This window comes from Paenibacillus sp. FSL R5-0887 (genome assembly GCF_038002305.1).
In the GTDB taxonomy this organism is placed as follows: domain Bacteria; phylum Bacillota; class Bacilli; order Paenibacillales; family Paenibacillaceae; genus Paenibacillus_AQ; species Paenibacillus_AQ odorifer.
Genome location: NZ_JBBOCE010000002.1, coordinates 2,052,323 through 2,074,113, shown reverse-complemented (window position 1 = coordinate 2,074,113; position 21,791 = coordinate 2,052,323). Strand labels below are relative to the sequence as shown.

13 protein-coding genes and 3 rRNA genes are annotated in these 21,791 nt (G+C 45.0%); 13 read left to right on the top strand and 3 right to left on the bottom strand.

Features of this window, described 5'->3' with window-relative positions; all coding sequences use genetic code 11:
- Window positions 1-13: 13 nt before the first annotated feature.
- Window positions 14-364, bottom strand: a complete 351-nt coding sequence (rnpA, locus tag MKY14_RS27020; protein ID WP_036677842.1) for a ribonuclease P protein component — start codon at window positions 362-364, stop codon at window positions 14-16.
- Window positions 365-653: 289 nt separating this feature from the next.
- Complete coding sequence (rpmH, locus tag MKY14_RS27015) at window positions 654-788, bottom strand: 50S ribosomal protein L34 (protein WP_036677745.1); 135 nt, start codon at window positions 786-788, stop codon at window positions 654-656.
- Window positions 789-1,463: 675 nt separating this feature from the next.
- On the opposite strand from rpmH, the gene dnaA reads away from it, so the two are divergent.
- From dnaA to gyrB, 6 genes are all read left to right on the top strand, one after another.
- Window positions 1,464-2,810 (top strand): chromosomal replication initiator protein DnaA, encoded by a 1,347-nt coding sequence (gene dnaA / locus MKY14_RS27010; protein ID WP_036677741.1) that lies wholly within the window; start codon window positions 1,464-1,466, stop codon window positions 2,808-2,810.
- Window positions 2,811-3,007: 197 nt separating this feature from the next.
- A complete protein-coding gene (gene dnaN, locus MKY14_RS27005; protein WP_036677739.1) occupies window positions 3,008-4,150 on the top strand; it encodes a DNA polymerase III subunit beta in 1,143 nt (380 codons plus the stop codon).
- 48 nt (window positions 4,151-4,198) lie between these two features.
- Entirely contained in the window at window positions 4,199-4,426 is a 228-nt protein-coding gene (gene yaaA / locus MKY14_RS27000; RefSeq protein ID WP_036677736.1) for a S4 domain-containing protein YaaA, read from the top strand.
- Between the two features lie 23 nt (window positions 4,427-4,449).
- The gene (gene recF, locus MKY14_RS26995; RefSeq protein WP_036677733.1) at window positions 4,450-5,568 is read left to right on the top strand and encodes a DNA replication/repair protein RecF; all 1,119 of its coding nucleotides are present in this window, start codon (window positions 4,450-4,452) and stop codon (window positions 5,566-5,568) included.
- 17 nt (window positions 5,569-5,585) lie between these two features.
- Entirely contained in the window at window positions 5,586-5,834 is a 249-nt protein-coding gene (gene remB, locus MKY14_RS26990) for an extracellular matrix regulator RemB (protein ID WP_036677731.1), read from the top strand.
- A 47-nt stretch (window positions 5,835-5,881) separates the two neighbouring features.
- Entirely contained in the window at window positions 5,882-7,792 is a 1,911-nt protein-coding gene (gyrB, locus tag MKY14_RS26985) for a DNA topoisomerase (ATP-hydrolyzing) subunit B (RefSeq protein ID WP_036677726.1), read from the top strand.
- Window positions 7,793-7,872: 80 nt separating this feature from the next.
- On the opposite strand, the gene MKY14_RS26980 is transcribed toward gyrB, so the two are convergent.
- Window positions 7,873-8,748, bottom strand: coding sequence for a YheC/YheD family protein (locus tag MKY14_RS26980; protein WP_076124332.1), 876 nt, complete (start codon window positions 8,746-8,748; stop codon window positions 7,873-7,875).
- A gap of 356 nt (window positions 8,749-9,104) precedes the next feature.
- Between MKY14_RS26980 and gyrA the strand changes: the two genes are divergently transcribed.
- The 7 genes from gyrA to MKY14_RS26945 all read left to right on the top strand — a co-directional run bounded on the left by gyrA (window position 9,105) and on the right by MKY14_RS26945 (window position 21,774).
- Window positions 9,105-11,669 (top strand): DNA gyrase subunit A, encoded by a 2,565-nt coding sequence (gene gyrA, locus MKY14_RS26975; RefSeq protein ID WP_036677722.1) that lies wholly within the window; start codon window positions 9,105-9,107, stop codon window positions 11,667-11,669.
- Window positions 11,670-11,925: 256 nt separating this feature from the next.
- The gene (locus MKY14_RS26970; protein WP_076124333.1) at window positions 11,926-13,023 is read left to right on the top strand and encodes an HD-GYP domain-containing protein; all 1,098 of its coding nucleotides are present in this window, start codon (window positions 11,926-11,928) and stop codon (window positions 13,021-13,023) included.
- 379 nt (window positions 13,024-13,402) lie between these two features.
- Window positions 13,403-14,960: ribosomal RNA gene (locus tag MKY14_RS26965) — 16S ribosomal RNA — on the top strand.
- Between the two features lie 232 nt (window positions 14,961-15,192).
- A 23S ribosomal RNA gene (locus MKY14_RS26960) occupies window positions 15,193-18,119 on the top strand.
- 128 nt (window positions 18,120-18,247) lie between these two features.
- A 5S ribosomal RNA gene (gene rrf, locus MKY14_RS26955) occupies window positions 18,248-18,364 on the top strand.
- The 16S, 23S and 5S rRNA genes sit together here, the layout of an rRNA operon.
- A gap of 432 nt (window positions 18,365-18,796) precedes the next feature.
- Window positions 18,797-20,254 (top strand): IMP dehydrogenase, encoded by a 1,458-nt coding sequence (guaB, locus tag MKY14_RS26950; RefSeq protein WP_036679982.1) that lies wholly within the window; start codon window positions 18,797-18,799, stop codon window positions 20,252-20,254.
- A 125-nt stretch (window positions 20,255-20,379) separates the two neighbouring features.
- Entirely contained in the window at window positions 20,380-21,774 is a 1,395-nt protein-coding gene (locus MKY14_RS26945) for a D-alanyl-D-alanine carboxypeptidase family protein (RefSeq protein ID WP_076187220.1), read from the top strand.
- Window positions 21,775-21,791: the final 17 nt, after the last annotated feature.

The window sequence follows — 21,791 nt, the reverse complement described above, 5'->3', positions numbered from 1 at the left end:
TCTTAAGCACCCTTTATTTGCGGGAAGCCTTGAGTAGCTTGGCTTTACGAAGCACATGCAGCACACTTTTTTCGAGCTCTGCATACTCCATGGAAAGCGCTCCTTTTCTTACGATAAACACCATGTCTAAGCCACCTGCAATCTCAGGTTCATGGTGACGGACGATTTCCTTAACTAATCTTCTCATACGGTTACGGACAACCGCGTTTCCGACCTTTTTGCTAACAGACACACCTACTCTAAATCGCTCTACCTCTTTTTTGCCAAACCAATACACTACAAATTGATGATTCGCAAATGACTTCCCATGGCGGTATACACGACTGAAGTCGGCACGGTTTCGTAAACGTAACTTTTTGTGCACGGGAATCTCCTTCATAAAAATCCGGTTTAAGTGTCCCTCCGAATTTTTTCTTCTAATAGTATAGGCATTTGCAAGCAGCCATAAACGACTACATTTGCTGTGCTGAAATTAAGCTTCTATATATAGTAGGAAAAATAATTTCAACTTCTCACAAAATATTTCTCAATATACGTTAAATAGCCCCGCAAAGTGTAGCTAGCGCATTAAGCGAGATCCTAGACTTTTGCAGAGCAATAATAATAAAAAGCAGTAAAAAAAGACCACCGCAGTGGTCCCTTAGTGGCCTAACTTACGCACTCAAAACTTTTCTGCCTTTCAAGCGGCGAGCTGCCAGCACTTTACGGCCGTTTTTCGTGCTCATTCTTTTACGGAAACCGTGAACCTTACTACGTTTGCTCACATTTGGTCTAAATGTCGGTCTCATAATTGCACCTCCCTTACAGGAACTTAATTACTGTCATATAAGCAGAAACGGACTAAGCCGTCCTTATAGTAGGGACAGTATCTACAAGAATTATCATTTTTATATATCGAGACATATCCTTACAGAAAACACCTTTATATATTTAAACATATTTTATGAGCAAAAGTCAACCTAGTAACCGGCTTGTTCCTCCCCCTCAAGCTCAGGTGTTTATCCACAACTCTCCCCAGGAAAAAAGTAATCCACAAGATATGACAGTTATCCACCTGTGATCAAAAAATAAAGTCGACTACTCACAGTTGAGCACAACCTGTGTATAAAATTATCGAACCTTTGGCGTAAAGTGTCGAACCGTAAACAAATTATCAACAATATGTAGTGGTGTTCCTAATAATTGTACACAAGTGCTTGAATTTGTGGATAAAATAGCCCTGCTCATTGAAAAACAAGGGACGTTTTGCTATGATGGTATTACTTTTGAATGTGAATAGATTTGTTTGTTCTCTTAATTATCAACAAGCTGTGGATAAAGTTGTGAACAAATCAAATTTATCCATATTTTTTTGTCTCTTCATATTGCCTACTGGGGATAAATATCAGCACCAACCTATTTTCTTCGACATTTCCACTTCATGGCTGATGCCACATTTGGAAGATTTAAAGGAGTGACAGTCTGTGGACAGCCATACTTCCGAATTATGGCAGCAAATTTTATCGATTATTCAAACCAAATTAAGCAAGCCGAGCTTTGATACCTGGTTTAAGGCTACTAAAGCGATAACCTTCAACTCCCAGGTTCTCATTATCTCGGCACCTACAACGTTTGCAGTAGAATGGCTGGAAAGTCGTTACACCAAACTGGTAGGAGCAACCGTCTACGAAGTCACAGGGAAACAAGTGGATGTAAAATTCGTGATTGAAGAAAGCAAGCCGCCTGAGCTTGTGGTTCAACAATCCGCTCCGACTCCCGTAGTATCAAGAGAAGAAGCACAAACGCATCTGCTCAATCCAAAGTACACTTTTGACACCTTTGTAATCGGCTCTGGGAACCGCTTTGCGCATGCAGCCTCACTGGCAGTGGCCGAAGCACCAGCCAAAGCATACAATCCCTTGTTTTTATACGGTGGTGTAGGTCTGGGCAAAACCCATTTGATGCACGCAATTGGGCACTATGTCCTGGAACATAACCCAAATAACAAGGTAATTTACATCTCGTCTGAGAAATTCACGAATGAATTTATCAATTCGATCCGTGATAACCGCGGTGAAAGCTTCCGTAACAAGTATCGTAATGTTGACATTTTGCTTATCGACGACATTCAATTCCTCGCTGGAAAAGAGTCTACACAGGAGGAGTTTTTCCATACTTTCAATGCGCTCCACGAAGAACGCAAGCAAATTATCATCTCCAGCGACCGACCACCAAAGGAAATTCCCACACTGGAAGAACGGCTGCGTTCCCGGTTCGAATGGGGCTTGATTACGGATATTCAACCACCAGATCTGGAGACCCGGATTGCGATTTTACGCAAAAAGGCTAAGGCAGAGAACCTTGATATCCCTAATGAGGCCATGATGTATATTGCCAACCAGATTGACACCAATATTCGTGAGCTTGAGGGTGCATTAATCCGGGTAGTTGCTTATTCTTCGCTTACCAACCAGGATGTAACCACTCATTTGGCAGCTGAAGCGCTCAAGGATATTATTCCTTCCAGTCGTCCCAAGATGATCACCATCGCTGATATTCAGCAAAAAGTCGGAGAATACTACAATTTGCGCCTTGAAGACTTCAAAGCACGCAAAAGAACCAAAGCCGTAGCGTTTCCACGTCAAATCGCAATGTATCTATCCCGTGAACTAACGGATTATTCGCTGCCTAAGATTGGTGAGGCTTTCGGAGGACGTGACCATACGACCGTAATTCATGCGCACGATAAAATTACACAGGCATTAAAGGTCGATCAGGAGTTGTACAAAGTGGTAAATAATCTTGCGGAGAAAATTAAAAATCCTTCCTAAGAGGAACAAAGAGCCTATACACAATCTATACACATGTGGGTAGGCTTAATTTTATGCTGTTTGGTGGGGTTATCCACATATTCGTCGCCCCTACTACTAATACTATTAAATAACTATAATAATTCATCATGTAAAGACGCGTAATTAACAAACTCAAATCCATCGAAATTCCCAATTTTTCAGCTAGGAGTGAAATCATGAAAATAAGCATTCTTAAAAATGAGCTTAACGAATCCATTCAACACGTATCCAAAGCTATATCCAGCAGAACAACAATCCCTATTTTGACCGGTATTAAACTGGAAGTTAGCCATCAAGGCGTCACATTAACTGCAAGTGATACCGATATTTCTATTCAATCGTTTATTCCAGCAGAGAATGACAGCCACACCATCGTGAAGATAGATCAGCCAGGAAGTGTTGTCCTTCCCGCTAAATTTTTCGTCGAGATTATTAAGAAGCTGCCCTCCAAAGAAATCCACATGGAAGTAAAAGAAGGATTCCAAACGTACATTTCTTCCGGATCCACTGAGATTCAGATGGTAGGTTTAGACCCTGAAGAATTCCCAGTGTTACCGAGCATTGAAGAGAATGACACGATCTCTCTACCAGGTGATTTGCTGAAAAATATGATTAAACAAACAGCCTTTTCTATTTCTACCCAAGAGACAACTCCGATATTAACGGGTATACTATGGAATCTGAGCGACAATGAGTTTAAGTTTACAGCGACTGACCGTCACCGCTTGGCAACAAGAGCTGCTAAACTTGAAGGCACGGAAAATGTCAATTTCGGAAATATTGTTATTGCCGGTAAAACCCTTAATGAGCTCAGCAAAATTATCCCTGACCAAAATATGCTGGTTGATATTGTCGTTGCGGATAATCAAGTTCTCTTCAAAATCGACAAAGTACTGTTTTATTCACGGATCCTAGATGGGATTTATCCTGATACTTCTAGAATTATTCCAACAACCTACAAAACAGAACTAACTTTAGATACAAAAAAATTAAGCGAATCGATTGATCGTGCTTATTTGCTGTCCCGGGAAGAAAAAACAAATATTGTTCGTATGCAGACGCTTGATCAAGGCGGTATTGAAATTTCTTCAAGCTCATCAGAGCTGGGTAAGGTTCGCGAGGAACTTGAAGTCATTGATTTCAAAGGTGAACCTCTCAAAATATCTTTCAACTCGAAATATATGCTTGATGTATTAAAGGTCATAGAGAGTGAGCAGCTCGTTATTGCATTTACAGGGATGATGAGTCCGATCATTTTGAAACCACTTGACCAAACCAATAGCTTGTATATCATTTTGCCTTACCGTACAACAAATTAATGCCAACATTCATGAACATGTGGATAAGTGGCTGAAAGGATAAAAACCATGAAAAAAATACTTATCCACAGTGGATACATTAAGCTGGACCAATTTCTGAAACTCGCAGATTGTGTATCCACAGGTGGAATGGCCAAAGCTTTATTGCAGGAAGGTCACGTATTGGTCAACGGAGAGGTAGAGGAACGGCGCGGCAGAAAACTTTATCCGGGTGACAAAATCGAAGTGCAGGATAACGGTACCTTTGAGGTTGAAGGCGGAGGAGTAAAAGAGTAGTACGCTAGGGGAGGAACCATTTCGTGTTTGTTAAAAATATCGGTCTGCAGCATTATCGGAATTACGGGCTGCTGCGTCTGGAGAGCCTGGGCGATGTGAATCTGATTCTGGGTCAGAACGCCCAAGGCAAAACAAACCTCATGGAGGCATTGTTCGTCCTGGCGATGACCAAAAGCCACCGCACCTCTAAGGACCGCGAACTTATCTCCTTCGATGCCCCCGGAGATGCAGCTCAGATCGTTGCCGAGGTGGAACGCAAGTATGGCGATCTCAAGCTGGAGCTCACCCTATCTGCCAAAGGTAAAAAAGCCAAGATCAATGGTTTGGAGCAGCGGCGCCTTAGTGAGTTTGTTGGATCTCTGAATGTGGTCATGTTTGCACCGGAAGATTTAGAGATTGTAAAAGGGACCCCTGGTATCAGACGGCGTTTTCTTGATATGGAGATCGGCCAAGTCCAGCCTAGTTATCTATTTCACCTACAGCAGTATCAAAAAATTCTCTTGCAAAGAGGTAATCTCTTAAAGCAATTATGGGGAAAAGAGGCTGCAGGGAAAGAGCTTCTGGAAATCTGGGATGCTCAACTTGTAGAGCATGGTGTTAAAATCGTCAAAAAAAGGAAACAATTCATAAAGAAGCTGCAAATATGGGCTGAAAGCATTCACCGGGGGATTACGAACGGCGGAGAAGAACTGAAATTGCTCTATGTCCCCTCTTTCGGCGATCGGGATGAGGAAGATGAAGCTGTCTTATTAGACAATTTTATGTTAAAGTTATCACAAACGAGAGAACAAGAAATCAGGCGCGGCATGACGCTGACGGGTCCCCATCGGGATGACCTGTCCTTTTTTATCAACGGAAGGGAAGCTCAGGTCTACGGTTCTCAAGGACAGCAGCGTACCACGGCTTTATCGCTTAAGCTGGCGGAAATCGAGCTGATCCATGAGGAAATCGGAGAATATCCTGTGCTGCTTCTTGATGATGTTTTATCCGAGCTTGATCCTTACCGCCAGACCCAGCTTATTGAAACCTTTCAAAGCAAGGTACAGACATTCATTACCGCTACCGGAATTGAGGGTCTGAATGCCGATAAATTAAAGGGCGCCAGCCTATTTCATGTTCATGATGGAAAAGTTGAGTTATAAAAGAGCGGAGGACGATCATGTATATTCATTTGGGCGGGGAGAAGATCATTAGGTCTTCGGAGTTAATTGCTATATTTGATATTTCGATTGAGAAATCTTCCAAGGTATCTAAGCAATTCGTTATTCACTCTGAGCAGGATAAGAAGCTTGAGCGGATTGGCGAAGAGGAAGCAAAATCTATTGTCGTAACTAAAAATATCGTGTATTACTCCCCCATCTCCTCCTCCACTCTTAAAAAAAGAGCCAAAATTTTGCTCGAAATATAACTTGCATTGGGTAACAAAGAGATAATCAGAAAGAAGTAGGTGAAGGCATGTCAATGAATCAACCGACATATGATGAGAGCCAGATTCAGGTACTGGAAGGGCTGGAAGCGGTTCGGAAACGTCCGGGCATGTATATTGGTTCGACTAGTTCTAAAGGTCTCCATCACTTGGTATGGGAGGTCGTCGATAATAGTATCGATGAGGCACTCGCAGGTTATTGTGACCGGATTCAAGTGATTATACATGAGGATAACGCGATCACTGTTATCGATAATGGACGTGGCATACCTGTAGGTGAGAATGTAAAGCTTAAGAAGTCGACGCTTGAAGTCGTAATGACCGTGCTGCATGCAGGCGGTAAATTCGGCGGTGGCGGATATAAAGTTTCCGGTGGTTTGCATGGTGTGGGTATCTCTGTAGTGAATGCCTTGTCTGAAAAGGTCCTTGTTAAGGTCAAACGTGACGGTCATATCTACCAACAGGAATATAGACGTGGTGCACCGCAGTATGATATCAAAATCGTTGGCGATTCAGATGAGACAGGAACGACTACAACCTTTCATCCGGATCCTGAAATATTTACGGAAACCACAGTTTTTGAATATTCGACACTGCTTACTCGTATTCGGGAGCTGGCTTTTCTTAACAAAGGAATCGAGCTTTCACTTCATGATGAGCGGACGGATGTCACCAACGTGTTCAAATACGAGGGTGGTATCGTTGAATATGTGAAATATTTGAATGAGAAAAAAGAAGCACTACATGAGGATCCGATCTACGTGGAAGGCTCACGCGATATGATCCAAGTTGAAGTGGCTCTCCAATATAACGATTCGTATACTGAGAACATCTACTCTTTTGCGAATAATATTAATACGCATGAGGGCGGAACGCATGAATCCGGCTTTAAAAGTGCGCTGACCCGTATCATCAACGATTATGCTCGTAAAGCGGGAGTACTGAAGGATAGCAATTCGAATCTGACTGGTGATGACGTACGTGAAGGATTGACAGCCATTATTTCTGTCAAAATTCCAGATCCACAATTCGAAGGTCAAACGAAAACTAAGCTCGGAAATAGTGAAGTGCGGGGTATCGTAGAATCACTGTTCGGAGAGAAATTACAAGAGTTCCTGGAAGAAAACCCAGCAGTGTCACGTCGCGTTCTTGAGAAATCACTTTCCGCTTCACGCGCGCGAGAAGCTGCTCGTAAGGCACGTGAGTTAACCCGTCGGAAGAGTGCGCTTGAAGTCAGTGCTCTGCCTGGTAAACTCGCCGACTGTTCATCCAAGGATGCCTCGATCAGCGAACTATACATCGTCGAAGGTGACTCAGCGGGTGGATCGGCTAAGCAAGGACGGGATCGCCATTTCCAAGCGATTCTACCGTTGCGTGGTAAGATCCTAAACGTTGAAAAAGCTCGCCTTGACCGTATTTTATCTAACGCGGAGATCCGCGCCATCATTACGGCTTTGGGCACAGGGATCAGCGATGACTTTGACTTATCGAAGGCTCGCTACCATAAAGTCGTTATTATGACCGATGCCGACGTCGATGGAGCCCATATTAGAACGCTATTATTAACGTTCTTCTATCGTTACATGCGGAAGCTAGTAGACGCGGGTTATATCTATATTGCACAGCCTCCTCTCTTTAAGATTGAGCGCAATAAGGTTATCCGCTACGCAGGCAGCGAGAAGGAACGCGATGATATTATCGCTTCTTTTGGAGAAAATGCTAAGGTTAACGTCCAACGTTACAAAGGTTTGGGAGAGATGAATGCAACCCAACTTTGGGACACAACGATGGACCCTGAGACCCGTATGATGCTCCAGGTTACGATTGAAGATGCGATGCTGGCAGATAGTATTTTTGATACACTTATGGGTGACAATGTTGAACCAAGACGTGACTTTATCCATGAGCATGCCAAGAACGTTAGATACCTTGATGTGTAAAAACAATATTTAATACAACCTCCGGCTTCTATTCCTAACGGAATGAGAACGCTGGAGGTTCTTTGATTTCAAGCTTCTTTTTAGGCTCTTGTAGATTGTTTATTGCGTGTCGAATAAGGGGATTTTCTTGCTTTTACACGTCCATAGGCTACGGCATAGCGATGTATTTTACGATAGATTGATTTATCAGGAAATAATTTGAATACAGCAATGGACGGAAGAGTGTTGACTTCCAGCAGCCACATATCCAGATGTTGATCCATGGCAATATCCAGACCAATCTCTTTGATTCCTGGATAGGCAGATTGAAGCTGTGTCGCGATTTGTATACCCAAAGCTTTTAAGTGATTGGTCGTAACTAGGACTTCAGAGGGCGGCATATAATTTTTTAGCAGAGTACTTACGGAAAGGATACTGCCTCCACTGTGATAATTGGTGACGATTTTTTGAGGGGCAGCTACTCTTCCAAGCATTCCTGTTGTTTCCCATACTCCTGATGGAGTCTTTTGGGTAAGAACCCGAAGATCAAAAGGGCGGTCTTGATGACGCAGAAGGTCAATCCCTTTTTGAATCAAATAGGTTCGATTCTGAATTCGTTTCTGTAAGTTCTCATACAGCTCTTCTGGTGAGAAAAACACTTCCGCAGTCTTCCCATATCTTAAAATATACAAGATCTGTTCTTCAGGCTCTTCTTTATTAACGTTATCGAGGTCGGTACCGTGTTCAGCTTTCTGTTTGCTAGTGCTAAGAGTTACAGTACGCTGCTCAGCTCTCATTACACCGATACCATAACTTCCTCGATCTGGCTTAATATAGACCATTGTATATAACGCAAGCATCTCCTTAAGAGCATTGACATCGAATTTACGGGTATCAGGCACATATTGCAATAGAGAGTGATTTTGAAGGATGACTTTCGTTTTAGCCCATTTGCTTGGGACGCGTTGAATCTTCATTATCTTCCTCCTTATGAGTTTTGTGCAGGAATAGGTCCTTTGGGTTCCTTGTTGTAAAAAATGCAGTGGCAGCATAATCTTTGACAGCTGAAAATCAGGACAAGCTACCTAAACAATGGTATAATATAAGGATATGGGGTTATGCCTTATCGAACGATATTAGGATAATAAAACCGTGTTTCTTGTCTTTACAGTCTATGTAGTAAAGATATTTGCGGAAAGGGCAAATACCCTGATAAGCGCAAAAAGAAATCAATATTAGAAGATAAAAGGCTATCATGTTTAATTGTGCTACTTTTGTGAAAGTAATATAATTAAGGGTAGCGGTTTTTTAACTGAAGGAGGTCCAGCAACTCATGGCTGAACAAAATAACCCACAAGTCAAAGATCGGGACATTGGCGTGGAAATGCGTGAATCCTTTATGGATTACGCAATGAGCATCATTGTTAGCCGGGCTTTGCCAGATGTGCGGGACGGACTCAAGCCGGTTCACCGACGCATTTTGTTTGCGATGTCGGAGCTTGGAATGTCTGCGGATAAGCCTCATAAGAAATCTGCAAGAATCGTCGGTGAGGTTATCGGTAAGTACCACCCTCACGGTGACTCAGCTGTCTATGAAACAATGGTACGGATGGCTCAGGATTTCTCGATGCGCTATATGCTTGTAGACGGTCACGGGAACTTTGGTTCGATTGATGGTGATATGGCCGCGGCGATGCGGTACACAGAAGCCCGTCTCTCCAAGATTGCAGGCGAAATGCTTCGTGATTTGAACAAAGAGACAGTTGACTTCGCACCCAACTATGATGGTGAAGAGAATGAGCCGGTTGTATTGCCAGCCCGTTATCCGAATCTGCTCGTAAATGGGGTATCTGGTATTGCTGTAGGTATGGCTACTAATATTCCACCGCATAACCTTGGTGAAGTTATCGATGGTGTGCAGGCGATGATTAAGAATCCTGATATCACGCCAATGGAATTGATGGAGTTTATCCAAGGTCCGGATTTCCCTACGGCTGGATATATTTTGGGTCGTGAGGGCATTCGTCAGGCTTATCGTACGGGGCGTGGTTCAGTAACCATGCGTGCGAAGGCAACGATCGAAGAGAACAACGGCAAGGCTCGCATCATTGTGCATGAGCTTCCATACCAGGTTAACAAAGCAAGATTGGTTGAAAAAATCGCAGAATTAGTACGTGAGAAACGGATCGAAGGTATAACGGATCTTCGAGATGAGTCTGACCGTAACGGTATGCGTGTAGTTGTTGAGATGAGACGCGATGTTAATCCAAATGTAGTATTAAACAATCTATATAAACATACTTCTATGCAATCCACATTTGGGATCAACATGCTTGCCATCGTAAATAACGAGCCGAAAATTCTTAATCTGCGTGATGTACTTTATCATTATTTGCAGCACCAGATTGAAGTTATTCGTCGTCGTACTATATTTGATCTTAAAAAAGCTGAAGCACGCGCTCATATTTTAGAAGGTCTGCGCATTGCGCTTGATCATCTGGACGAAGTGATTGCGTTAATCCGTGCTTCACGGACAACTGATATAGCCCGCGAAGGATTAATGAGCACCTTTAGCCTCAGTTTAGAGCAGGCTCAGGCTATCCTCGATATGCGGATGCAACGTCTGACCGGTCTGGAACGGGAAAAGATCGAGAATGAATATAACGAATTGATCGTTAAAATTGCAGAGTACCGTGAAATTCTGGCTAACGAGCATCTTGTACTGGAAATCATCAGCAACGAGCTGCAGGATATCCGCGATAGATATTCTGATGAACGCCGGACAGAGATTACGGTTGGTGAAGAAAGTATCCTGGATGAAGACCTTATTCCACGTGAAGAGGTTGTTATCACTATTACACATACAGGATATATCAAACGTCTACCTGTCAGCACCTACCGCAGTCAGAAGCGCGGAGGTCGCGGAGTCATGGGGATGGACACCAAGGACCAGGATTTCGTGGAGCATCTCTTCGTGAGTAACTCTCATAACTATCTGATGTTCTTTACCGATAAGGGTAAAGTTTACCGGATTAAAGCTTATGAGATCCCAGAATTGGGCCGTACAGCCCGGGGGACGCCAATCATCAACCTGATTCAAATCGAACAAGGTGAGAAGATTAGTGCGGTAATCCAAGTGGAAGATGGCGATAGCGACAAATATTTATTCTTTGCTACCCGCGAGGGTATCGTGAAGAAGACGCCTCTTGGGGATTATAACAACATCCGTAAAGGCGGTCTTATTGCTATTAATCTTCGTGAAGAAGATTCCCTAATCGAGGTTAAGCTGACTGATGGACAGCAAAATCTCATTATCGGTACAGCTCGCGGAATGTCGATCACGTTCTCAGAGAATGATGTGCGTTCTATGGGACGTAGCGCGACTGGCGTTAAGGGCATTACGCTTGACGGAAATGACCATGTCATTGGTATGGACTGTGTCGATAAGGAGCTTGAGGTTCTGATTGTTACTACCAAGGGCTATGGTAAACGGACACCAGCCGGTGATTATCGTTCCCAGACTCGTGGCGGTAAAGGGATCAAGACCATTAATCTCACCGATAAGAATGGTCCTGTAGTGGGTCTTAAGGTCGTTAAGAAGGATGAAGACTTAATGATTATTACGACTAGCGGTACCCTGATTCGTACCAGCATGGATGGAATTTCTACTATGGGCCGTTATGCTCAAGGGGTTAAGCTGATTAACATCCGTGAGGATGACGCAGTAGCTACCCTGTGTAGAGCTGACAAGAACGAAGAGGATGAATCTGAGGAAGTGGAAGGTCTGGAAGGCTTGGAAGGGCAAGAAGGCCTGGATGGGCAAGATACAGTCGAGGAATCTGGCGATATTGATCAGCCTGAGATCCTGACTGAGGACGAAGACACTGACTTAGAATAGGTTGAATTCAAAAAAGAGCAAGGGCTTCTATTACAGAAGTTCTTGCTCTTTTTGTTGCTTTTAGAATGACCGATGCTTCAAAAAATAAAATAAATATTTTGAAAGAATAGTTTTCACTGCACTAGTGTCTTCCATTTATCCGTACTATAATTAGCCAATAGAATCCTATAAAGTACTAATTTCTCAGAAATTATCTGTCTTATCAATGTGAGGTAATGCTGGGTGTACGGCTTATAGAAATTAAGGGGCTGAGTATATGCCAAATATATTGGTTGGAGAAGTTAAAGCAGGCTCAAAGATAATAAAGGATGTAATTACACCTTTAGGGGGGACTTTATTCACTAAGGGAAAAATATTGCTCCCTCGTGATCTAGATATTTTACAGGCTTTTTTGATTGGGCAAGTGGAAATCGAAGGTGACCAAGGTGAGGCGAGTTCGGATGGAGCCAAGACAACAGCTAAGCAAGCTTCCCCTAAAGCTGGAGCCATTATCAACGAATCGATGTTGGCCAAGACTAATTCTCCTCTACATGATGAATACGATAAAATGCTCACTCTTATTAAGAACAGCTATCGATCGGTAACGGCAGCTTCACTTCCTATTTTTGAGCTTCGCAGTCAGTTAGAGACACTAATAGGTTATTTGAAGGATTATCATGTCTTGAAGTTTACACCGCGCACTTTAAAGTATGAGGATTACAACTATCACAATGCTGTGTTGTCCGCGTTGACCTCCTATAAAATCGCTCAGTGGTGTGGGTACCCACAAAAGGATTGGATGCAGATTGCTTTTGCAGGATTATTACATGATATCGGCAATGCAAAAGTAGACAGCTCACTTTTACAGAAACCGGAGTCACTTAACAATAGTGAAATAGAAGAGGTTCGCCGACACACTACATATGGTTATCAATTATTACGCAATGTTACAGCGATTAATGAAGGGGTAAGACTTGCCGCCTTGCAGCATCATGAGAAGATTGATGGCTCTGGTTATCCATTGAAGCTGGACGGCAGTCAGATTCATTTCTACGCTAAAGTAGTCGCAGTAGCAGATATATTCCATGCTATGACCTTAGAAAGAGCCTACAGAAGAGCACAGTCTCCTTATTTGGTACTAGAGCAGATTCTGACAGAAAGCTTCGGTAAGCTTGACCCAGTGATTGTGCAGACGTTTATACAGAAGAGTACTGATCTCTTTAATGGCACTAGAATCAAATTAAGTGATGGCCGTCATGGGGAGATTATCTTCACAGATCGCGCAAACCCTACACGTCCGATGGTTAAGATAGAGGAAACAATAGTTAATTTGATGTTGGAACGTGAATTGTATATTCAAGAAATCATTGCTTAGGGCGTAGGTACAAAGGAATAAGGCTGTGCTAGCCATTATATATTGCAGTATTGAGGCTTTTGGCAGCACAGTCTCTCATTTATCTAGTATATTTCAAAAAAACTCTTGCAATGCAACTCCATACATGATATATTCTAAGTCCGGCCAAGAAGTACACATGCCGAGCTCGAAAAAGAAGTTAAAAAAAGAGCTTGACATTAAATGGCCGAACATGATATAGTATAAGAGTTGCTGCTGAGACATTAAACGGCGCCAACGAGAACTTGATCTTTGAAAACTGAACAACGAGTGAGTAGGAAATCACGCAAGTGAAATCCAAATTAGAGAATTAATTTTCTCGTCAGATGTTTCAAAATGAGCATATCGCTCTTTTCAATACTAATTGGAGAGTTTGATCCTGGCTCAGGACGAACGCTGGCGGCGTGCCTAATACATGCAAGTCGAGCGGAGTTATTTTGAAAGCTTGCTTTCAAAATAACTTAGCGGCGGACGGGTGAGTAACACGTAGGCAACCTGCCCTTCAGACTGGGATAACTACCGGAAACGGTAGCTAATACCGGATAATTTCTTTTTTCTCCTGAGAGAAGAATGAAAGACGGAGCAATCTGTCACTGAGGGATGGGCCTGCGGCGCATTAGCTAGTTGGTGGGGTAACGGCCCACCAAGGCGACGATGCGTAGCCGACCTGAGAGGGTGAACGGCCACACTGGGACTGAGACACGGCCCAGACTCCTACGGGAGGCAGCAGTAGGGAATCTTCCGCAATGGGCGAAAGCCTGACGGAGCAACGCCGCGTGAGTGATGAAGGTTTTCGGATCGTAAAGCTCTGTTGCCAGGGAAGAACGTCCGGTAGAGTAACTGCTACCGGAGTGACGGTACCTGAGAAGAAAGCCCCGGCTAACTACGTGCCAGCAGCCGCGGTAATACGTAGGGGGCAAGCGTTGTCCGGAATTATTGGGCGTAAAGCGCGCGCAGGCGGCTATTTAAGTCTGGTGTTTAAACCTTGGGCTCAACCTGAGGTCGCACTGGAAACTGGGTGGCTTGAGTACAGAAGAGGAAAGTGGAATTCCACGTGTAGCGGTGAAATGCGTAGATATGTGGAGGAACACCAGTGGCGAAGGCGACTTTCTGGGCTGTAACTGACGCTGAGGCGCGAAAGCGTGGGGAGCAAACAGGATTAGATACCCTGGTAGTCCACGCCGTAAACGATGAGTGCTAGGTGTTAGGGGTTTCGATACCCTTGGTGCCGAAGTTAACACAGTAAGCACTCCGCCTGGGGAGTACGGTCGCAAGACTGAAACTCAAAGGAATTGACGGGGACCCGCACAAGCAGTGGAGTATGTGGTTTAATTCGAAGCAACGCGAAGAACCTTACCAGGTCTTGACATCCCTCTGAATCCACTAGAGATAGTGGCGGCCTTCGGGACAGAGGAGACAGGTGGTGCATGGTTGTCGTCAGCTCGTGTCGTGAGATGTTGGGTTAAGTCCCGCAACGAGCGCAACCCTTAACTTTAGTTGCCAGCAGGTAATGCTGGGCACTCTAGAGTGACTGCCGGTGACAAACCGGAGGAAGGTGGGGATGACGTCAAATCATCATGCCCCTTATGACCTGGGCTACACACGTACTACAATGGCCGGTACAACGGGAAGCGAAGCCGCGAGGTGGAGCCAATCCCATCAAAGCCGGTCTCAGTTCGGATTGCAGGCTGCAACTCGCCTGCATGAAGTCGGAATTGCTAGTAATCGCGGATCAGCATGCCGCGGTGAATACGTTCCCGGGTCTTGTACACACCGCCCGTCACACCACGAGAGTTTACAACACCCGAAGTCGGTGGGGTAACCCGCAAGGGAGCCAGCCGCCGAAGGTGGGGTAGATGATTGGGGTGAAGTCGTAACAAGGTAGCCGTATCGGAAGGTGCGGCTGGATCACCTCCTTTCTATGGAGAATCGTTCTCTGCAATGAGAACATTCAAATCGGAAGCTCAGCTTCCAAAACTCAGGTTTAGGCCTGTTACTCACTCGTTGCTCAGTTTTGAGAGTTTAAGCTCTCAAGTAAGACTTGATCCTTGAAAACTGGATACCGAAACGAATTTGCGTTTTAGAACATCTTTTAGCAACTTGTGTAAACAAGTAAATGTTATTAGTGAGATTTTTCTTCGGAAGAATCAAGGTTAAGCTAATAAGAGCACACGGAGGATGCCTAGGCGCCAGGAGCCGACGAAGGACGTGGCGAACAACGAAACTGCCTCGGGGAGCTGTAAGCAAGCTTTGATCCGGGGGTGTCCGAATGGGGAAACCCAGCTGTGGTAATTCGCAGTTACTCATTTCTGAATACATAGGAAATGTAGAGGCAGACCAGGGGAACTGAAACATCTAAGTACCCTGAGGAAGAGAAAACAATAGTGATTCCGTCAGTAGCGGCGAGCGAACGCGGAACAGCCTAAACCTAAGAGCTTGCTCTTAGGGGTTGTGGGACGTCTCACATGGAGTTACAAAGGAATATGGTAGGTGAAGAGGTCTGGAAAGGCCCGCGATAGAGGTAAAAGCCCTGTAACCTAAACTGTATTCTCTCCGAGACGGATCCCGAGTAGTGCGGGGCACGTGAAACCCCGTATGAATCCAGCAGGACCATCTGCTAAGGCTAAATACTACCTGGCGACCGATAGTGAAACAGTACCGTGAGGGAAAGGTGAAAAGCACCCCGGAAGGGGAGTGAAATAGAACCTGAAACCGTGTGCTTACAAAAAGTCAGAGCCCTATTAATGGGTGATGGCGTGCCTTTTGTAGAATGAACCGGCGAGTTACGTTTAACATGCAAGGTTAAGCCGAGAAGGTGGAGCCGCAGCGAAAGCGAGTCTGAATAGGGCGAATTAGTATGTGGACGTAGACCCGAAACCGTGTGATCTACCCCTGTCCAGGGTGAAGGTGCGGTAACACGCACTGGAGGCCCGAACCCACGTACGTTGAAAAGTGCGGGGATGAGGTGGGGGTAGCGGAGAAATTCCAATCGAACTCGGAGATAGCTGGTTCTCCCCGAAATAGCTTTAGGGCTAGCCTCGGTATAAGAGTAGTGGAGGTAGAGCACTGATTGGGTGCGGGGTCCGCAAGGATTACCAAGCTCAGTCAAACTCCGAATGCCATATACTTATTGCCGGGAGTCAGACAGTGAGTGCTAAGATCCATTGTCAAAAGGGAAACAGCCCAGACCATCAGCTAAGGTCCCCAAGTGTGTGTTAAGTGGGAAAGGATGTGGAGTTGCACAGACAACCAGGATGTTGGCTTAGAAGCAGCCACCATTGAAAGAGTGCGTAATAGCTCACTGGTCGAGTGACTCTGCGCCGAAAATGTAACGGGGCTAAACACACCACCGAAGCTATGGCTAGATACGTATGTATCTGGGGTAGGGGAGCGTTGTGTAGGGGTTGAAGGTGTACTGAAAAGAGCGCTGGACACTACACAAGTGAGAATGCCGGTATGAGTAACGAAAAGATCAGTGAGAATCTGATCCGCCGAAAGCCCAAGGTTTCCTGAGGAAGGCTCGTCCGCTCAGGGTAAGTCGGGACCTAAGGCGAGGCCGAAAGGCGTAGTCGAAGGACAACAGTTTGAAATTACTGTACCACCGTAATCCGCTATGAGCGATGGGGTGACGCAGGAGGGTAGTGACGCGGACTGATGGATGTCCGTCTAAGCAGTGAGGCTGATGTGTAGGCAAATCCGCACATCATTAAGGCTGGGCTGTGATGGGGAGCGAAAATTATAGTAGCGAAGGTCATGATCTCACACTGCCAAGAAAAGCCTCTAGCCAGGAGAAGGTGCCCGTACCGCAAACCGACACAGGTAGGCGAGAAGAGAATTCTAAGGCGCGCGGAAGAACTCTCGTTAAGGAACTCGGCAAAATGACCCCGTAACTTCGGGAGAAGGGGTGCCCCGGTAGTGTGAATAGCACGAGGGGGCCGCAGTGAAAAGGCCCAAGCGACTGTTTAGCAAAAACACAGGTCTGTGCGAAGCCGCAAGGCGAAGTATACGGGCTGACGCCTGCCCGGTGCTGGAAGGTTAAGGGGAGTGGTTAGGGGTAACCCGAAGCTATGAACCGAAGCCCCAGTAAACGGCGGCCGTAACTATAACGGTCCTAAGGTAGCGAAATTCCTTGTCAGGTAAATTCTGACCCGCACGAATGGCGTAACGACTTGGGCGCTGTCTCAACGAGAGATCCGGTGAAATTTTAATACCTGTGAAGATGCAGGTTACCCGCGACAAGACGGAAAGACCCCATGGAGCTTTACTGCAGCTTGATATTGAATTTGGGTACGATCTGTACAGGATAGGTGGGAGCCGTAGAAATCGGAGCGCAAGCTTCGGTGGAGGCGCCGTTGGGATACCACCCTGATCGTATCTAGGTTCTAACCTAGTACCCTTACCGGGTACGGGGACCGTGTCAGGCGGGCAGTTTGACTGGGGCGGTCGCCTCCTAAAGAGTAACGGAGGCGTTCCAAGGTTCCCTCAGAATGGTTGGAAATCATTCGCAGAGTGCAAAGGCATAAGGGAGCTTGACTGCGAGACCTACAAGTCGAGCAGGGACGAAAGTCGGACTTAGTGATCCGGTGGTACCGCATGGAAGGGCCATCGCTCAACGGATAAAAGCTACCCTGGGGATAACAGGCTTATCTCCCCCAAGAGTCCACATCGACGGGGAGGTTTGGCACCTCGATGTCGGCTCATCGCATCCTGGGGCTGAAGTAGGTCCCAAGGGTTGGGCTGTTCGCCCATTAAAGCGGTACGCGAGCTGGGTTCAGAACGTCGTGAGACAGTTCGGTCCCTATCTGTCGTGGGCGCAGGAAATTTGAGAGGAGCTGTCCTTAGTACGAGAGGACCGGGATGGACGTACCGCTGGTGCACCAGTTGTTCCGCCAGGAGCATGGCTGGGTAGCTACGTACGGACGGGATAAGCGCTGAAAGCATCTAAGCGTGAAGCCCCCCTCAAGATGAGATTTCCCAATTAGTAAGACCCCTTGAAGACGACGAGGTAGATAGGTTGGAGGTGGAAGTGCAGCAATGCATGGAGCTGACCAATACTAATCGGTCGAGGGCTTATCCTATACGTAGAATGCAGATTCGTTTCGGATTCAGTTTTCAGGCGATCAAGCCTGTAACACGCTTAGAAATTCATTGTCACTTCTGTGATGAACCGAATTTCACGCGGCAGCGTCTGTTTCATAGACGCATGTTTGGTGGCGATAGCGGAGGGGTTCCACGCGTACCCATCCCGAACACGACCGTTAAGCCCTCCAGCGCCGATGGTACTTGGACCGAAGGGTCCTGGGAGAGTAGGACGTTGCCAAGCACGCAAGACCACTGTTGAGTAATCGACAGTGGTCTTTTTGTTATGTAAATAAAGAATTCATTAGGCTATATTTTGAGATACTAAGATGGAGATAAGCGTGGCTTAAAAGGTGAACAGAGATGCATTGTGAATTTTTTACACACTAAATTGTCCGCCCAGCACGGACTAACGTCCAATAATTCGCTTACTCGGCGGCCGTTTTTTGAATACCTACTCTGATGATGTAATGTTCTTGACAGTCCAAATGCCCTTTGCTAAGATGGCAATAATATATTTTTGGATAAGCATCTCAAACCTTAATTGAAGATCTACACTTGTTCAGCCCCCAGATGTACAGAATTGTCTGTCGTGAATGGACTGGAGTCAAAGGTTCTTCTTTCATAAAGTTTGTAGGCGGGTATAATTTAAAACAACCGAGGAGGAATGACCCAGGTGTGGAAAGATAAGTTTGGTAAAGAAGGTCTAACTTTTGATGATGTGCTGCTGGTTCCGCGTAAATCTGAGGTACTGCCTAAAGAAGTGGATTTGACCACAGTTCTAAGTAAGAATGTGAAGTTGAATATTCCACTTATGAGTGCAGGTATGGACACAGTCACAGAAGCAGCCATGGCCATTGCAATTGCTCGTGAGGGTGGCATCGGGATTATACACAAGAATATGCCTGTAGAGCAGCAAGCGGAAGAAGTAGATCGTGTGAAGCGTTCCGAGAGCGGAGTTATTACGAATCCATTCTCACTTACGGCAGAACACATGGTATCTGATGCAGAGCTTTTAATGGGTAAATATCGCATTTCCGGAGTGCCGATTGTAGACAGTGACAATAAACTTGTCGGTATTCTGACTAATAGAGACTTACGCTTTATTCATGATTTCAATATTCAAATTAAAGAAGTTATGACACATGAGAATCTTGTAACAGCTGCTGTGGGTACAACCCTTCAGGAAGCAGAAGGTATCCTGCAACGTCATAAGATCGAGAAGCTTCCCCTTGTGGACGAGAATAATATTCTTAAGGGTCTCATCACCATTAAGGATATTGAAAAAGCTATTCAATTCCCTAACGGAGCCAAAGATGCACATGGCCGTCTACTTGTTGGAGCAGCTGTTGGTATCTCTAAAGACACCTTCGAACGTACTGCAGCATTAGTAAAAGCTGGTGTGGATCTGATTGTAGTCGATTCTGCACATGGTCACCACATTAATATTATTGAAGCGGTTCGCCAAATTCGTGAGTTGTATCCTGATCTTACGATTGTTGCTGGTAACGTAGCTACAGGCGAAGCAACCCGTGAACTTATTGAAGCTGGTGCATCTGTAGTTAAAGTAGGTATTGGACCAGGATCGATCTGTACAACACGCGTTATCGCTGGTATCGGCGTACCACAGGTTACAGCCATTTATGATTGTGCGACAGTTGCTCGCGAGTACGGAATTCCTATTATCGCTGATGGCGGTATTAAGTATTCTGGGGAGATCACTAAGGCTATCGCAGCTGGTGCTCATGCTGTAATGATGGGAAGTATGTTTGCGGGTACAGAAGAAAGCCCAGGGGAATCTGAGCTTTATCAAGGCCGTAAATTTAAAGTATATCGTGGTATGGGCAGCATGAGTGCCATGAAACAAGGCAGTAAAGACCGTTATTTCCAAGATGATGATAAAAAGCTCGTTCCTGAAGGAATTGAGGGACGTATTGCTTTTAAAGGGCCTCTTTCTGACACTGTTCATCAATTGATCGGCGGATTGCGCTCAGGTATGGGCTATTGCGGTACGAAGTCATTGGAAGAACTGCGTAACGATACTTCTTTCATTCGCATCACAAGTGCTGGACTTCGTGAAAGCCACCCGCATGATGTGCAAATTACAAAAGAAGCACCAAACTATTCCGTATAATGGACTAACCGTATTATTTTTTGGACAGACAGGACTATTTCGTCCTGTCTGTCTTTTTTTGCGGGTACCCCTGTGTTAGAATAGAACAAGCTATTGATATGAGATTTAAAGGAGAGTCGTAATCATTGAAGCACAAACGAAAATTTAATGGTAAGCAAATTGTAATTAAGACAGCGACTGTAGGTCTGCTTTTAAATATGTTAATGAACCCTGTAATTCCAGCATTGGCTGAAGCGGGCAAAACTCCGGTTACAACCGAAGGTGCCGCAACTGCTACTGAAACTGCACCCAAGACCAACGCAGTTAAGATCCCTTCTGTGGAATCTCTTAACTTGGAATTGAGTTCTGCTATTCTAATAGAACCAACTACAGGCCAAGTACTTATGGCTCTAAATCCAGATACACCACTCCCACCTGCGAGTATGACCAAGATGATGACTGAATATCTTGTATCTGATGCCGTGAAAAAAGGAGACATCTCTTGGGATCAGAAAGTTATCATTCAAGAGAATGCTTCCAAACAGGTCGGATCACGAATTTTTCTGGCAGCTGGAGATGAACATACGGTTAAAGAGCTATACATAGCGATGGCCGTTGGATCGGCGAATGATGCCACAGTTGCTTTGGCAGAATTGGTATCGGGTTCAGAAGAACAATTTGTAGAACTAATGAATCAGACTGCACAGAAGATGGGCATGAAAAATACCTATTTTATTAACTCAACTGGACTTGATCGGGCAGACATGCCGAAGAAATTCCGTCCTGATCTTGATAAAGAGACTGTAATGTCAGCTAGAGATGCAGCTACTCTTGCTAAATTTATAGTTACTGACCACCCGGACTTCACTGAATTTACAACGATTCAGTCTTATAAATTCCGTGATCGGGATACAGCGCCGATCATTAACTACAACTGGATGCTGGAAGCTAACAAAAGTATTCCCAACTTTAAGGCATATGCTTATCCAGGTCTAGATGGACTGAAGACTGGCCATACCACAAATGCAGGTAACTGCTTTACCGGTACTGCTGTGCGTGATGGAATGCGTCTAATCAGTGTTGTTATGGGTGCTAATTCAGAGGCACATCGATTCACAGAAACAAAAAAAGTGCTCGACTACGGGTTTAACAACTTTGAAATCAAACAGGTTGTAGCTCCGAAGGCTGTTATTGCTGGCACGGAAACAGTTCCGGTACTGAAAGGCAAGAATAAAGATGTTTCTATAGTTACTGATGAAGGAGTTTCTTTCATTGTTCCTAAGGGAACGGTTTCTCCTGAAGTTACTACAACTGTTGTAACAAATGACCCTGCAACTTTGGTTGCTCCTATAGCTCAATCCTCTAAAGTAGGTAAAGTTACCTATTCCTACAAGGCTGAAGGCATGCAAGCAGCACAGGAGAAAACAGTTAATCTGATCACAGTAGAGGAAGCTGAGAAGGCTGGCTGGTTCAAGTTGTTCCTTAGAGCGATTGGCGATTTCTTCGGTGATTTATTTTCAGGGATCAAGAACTTGTTCTAATGCAGTTTGGTGTCGAA

Coding starts and splice junctions, on each gene's coding strand:
- rpmH (WP_036677745.1), bottom strand. CDS start 788: ATGAGACCGACATTTAGACCAAATGTGAGCAAACGTAGTAAGGTTCAC.
- dnaN (WP_036677739.1), top strand. CDS start 3,008: ATGAAAATAAGCATTCTTAAAAATGAGCTTAACGAATCCATTCAACAC.
- yaaA (WP_036677736.1), top strand. CDS start 4,199: ATGAAAAAAATACTTATCCACAGTGGATACATTAAGCTGGACCAATTT.
- remB (WP_036677731.1), top strand. CDS start 5,586: ATGTATATTCATTTGGGCGGGGAGAAGATCATTAGGTCTTCGGAGTTA.
- gyrB (WP_036677726.1), top strand. CDS start 5,882: ATGTCAATGAATCAACCGACATATGATGAGAGCCAGATTCAGGTACTG.
- MKY14_RS26980 (WP_076124332.1), bottom strand. CDS start 8,748: ATGAAGATTCAACGCGTCCCAAGCAAATGGGCTAAAACGAAAGTCATC.
- gyrA (WP_036677722.1), top strand. CDS start 9,105: ATGGCTGAACAAAATAACCCACAAGTCAAAGATCGGGACATTGGCGTG.
- MKY14_RS26970 (WP_076124333.1), top strand. CDS start 11,926: ATGCCAAATATATTGGTTGGAGAAGTTAAAGCAGGCTCAAAGATAATA.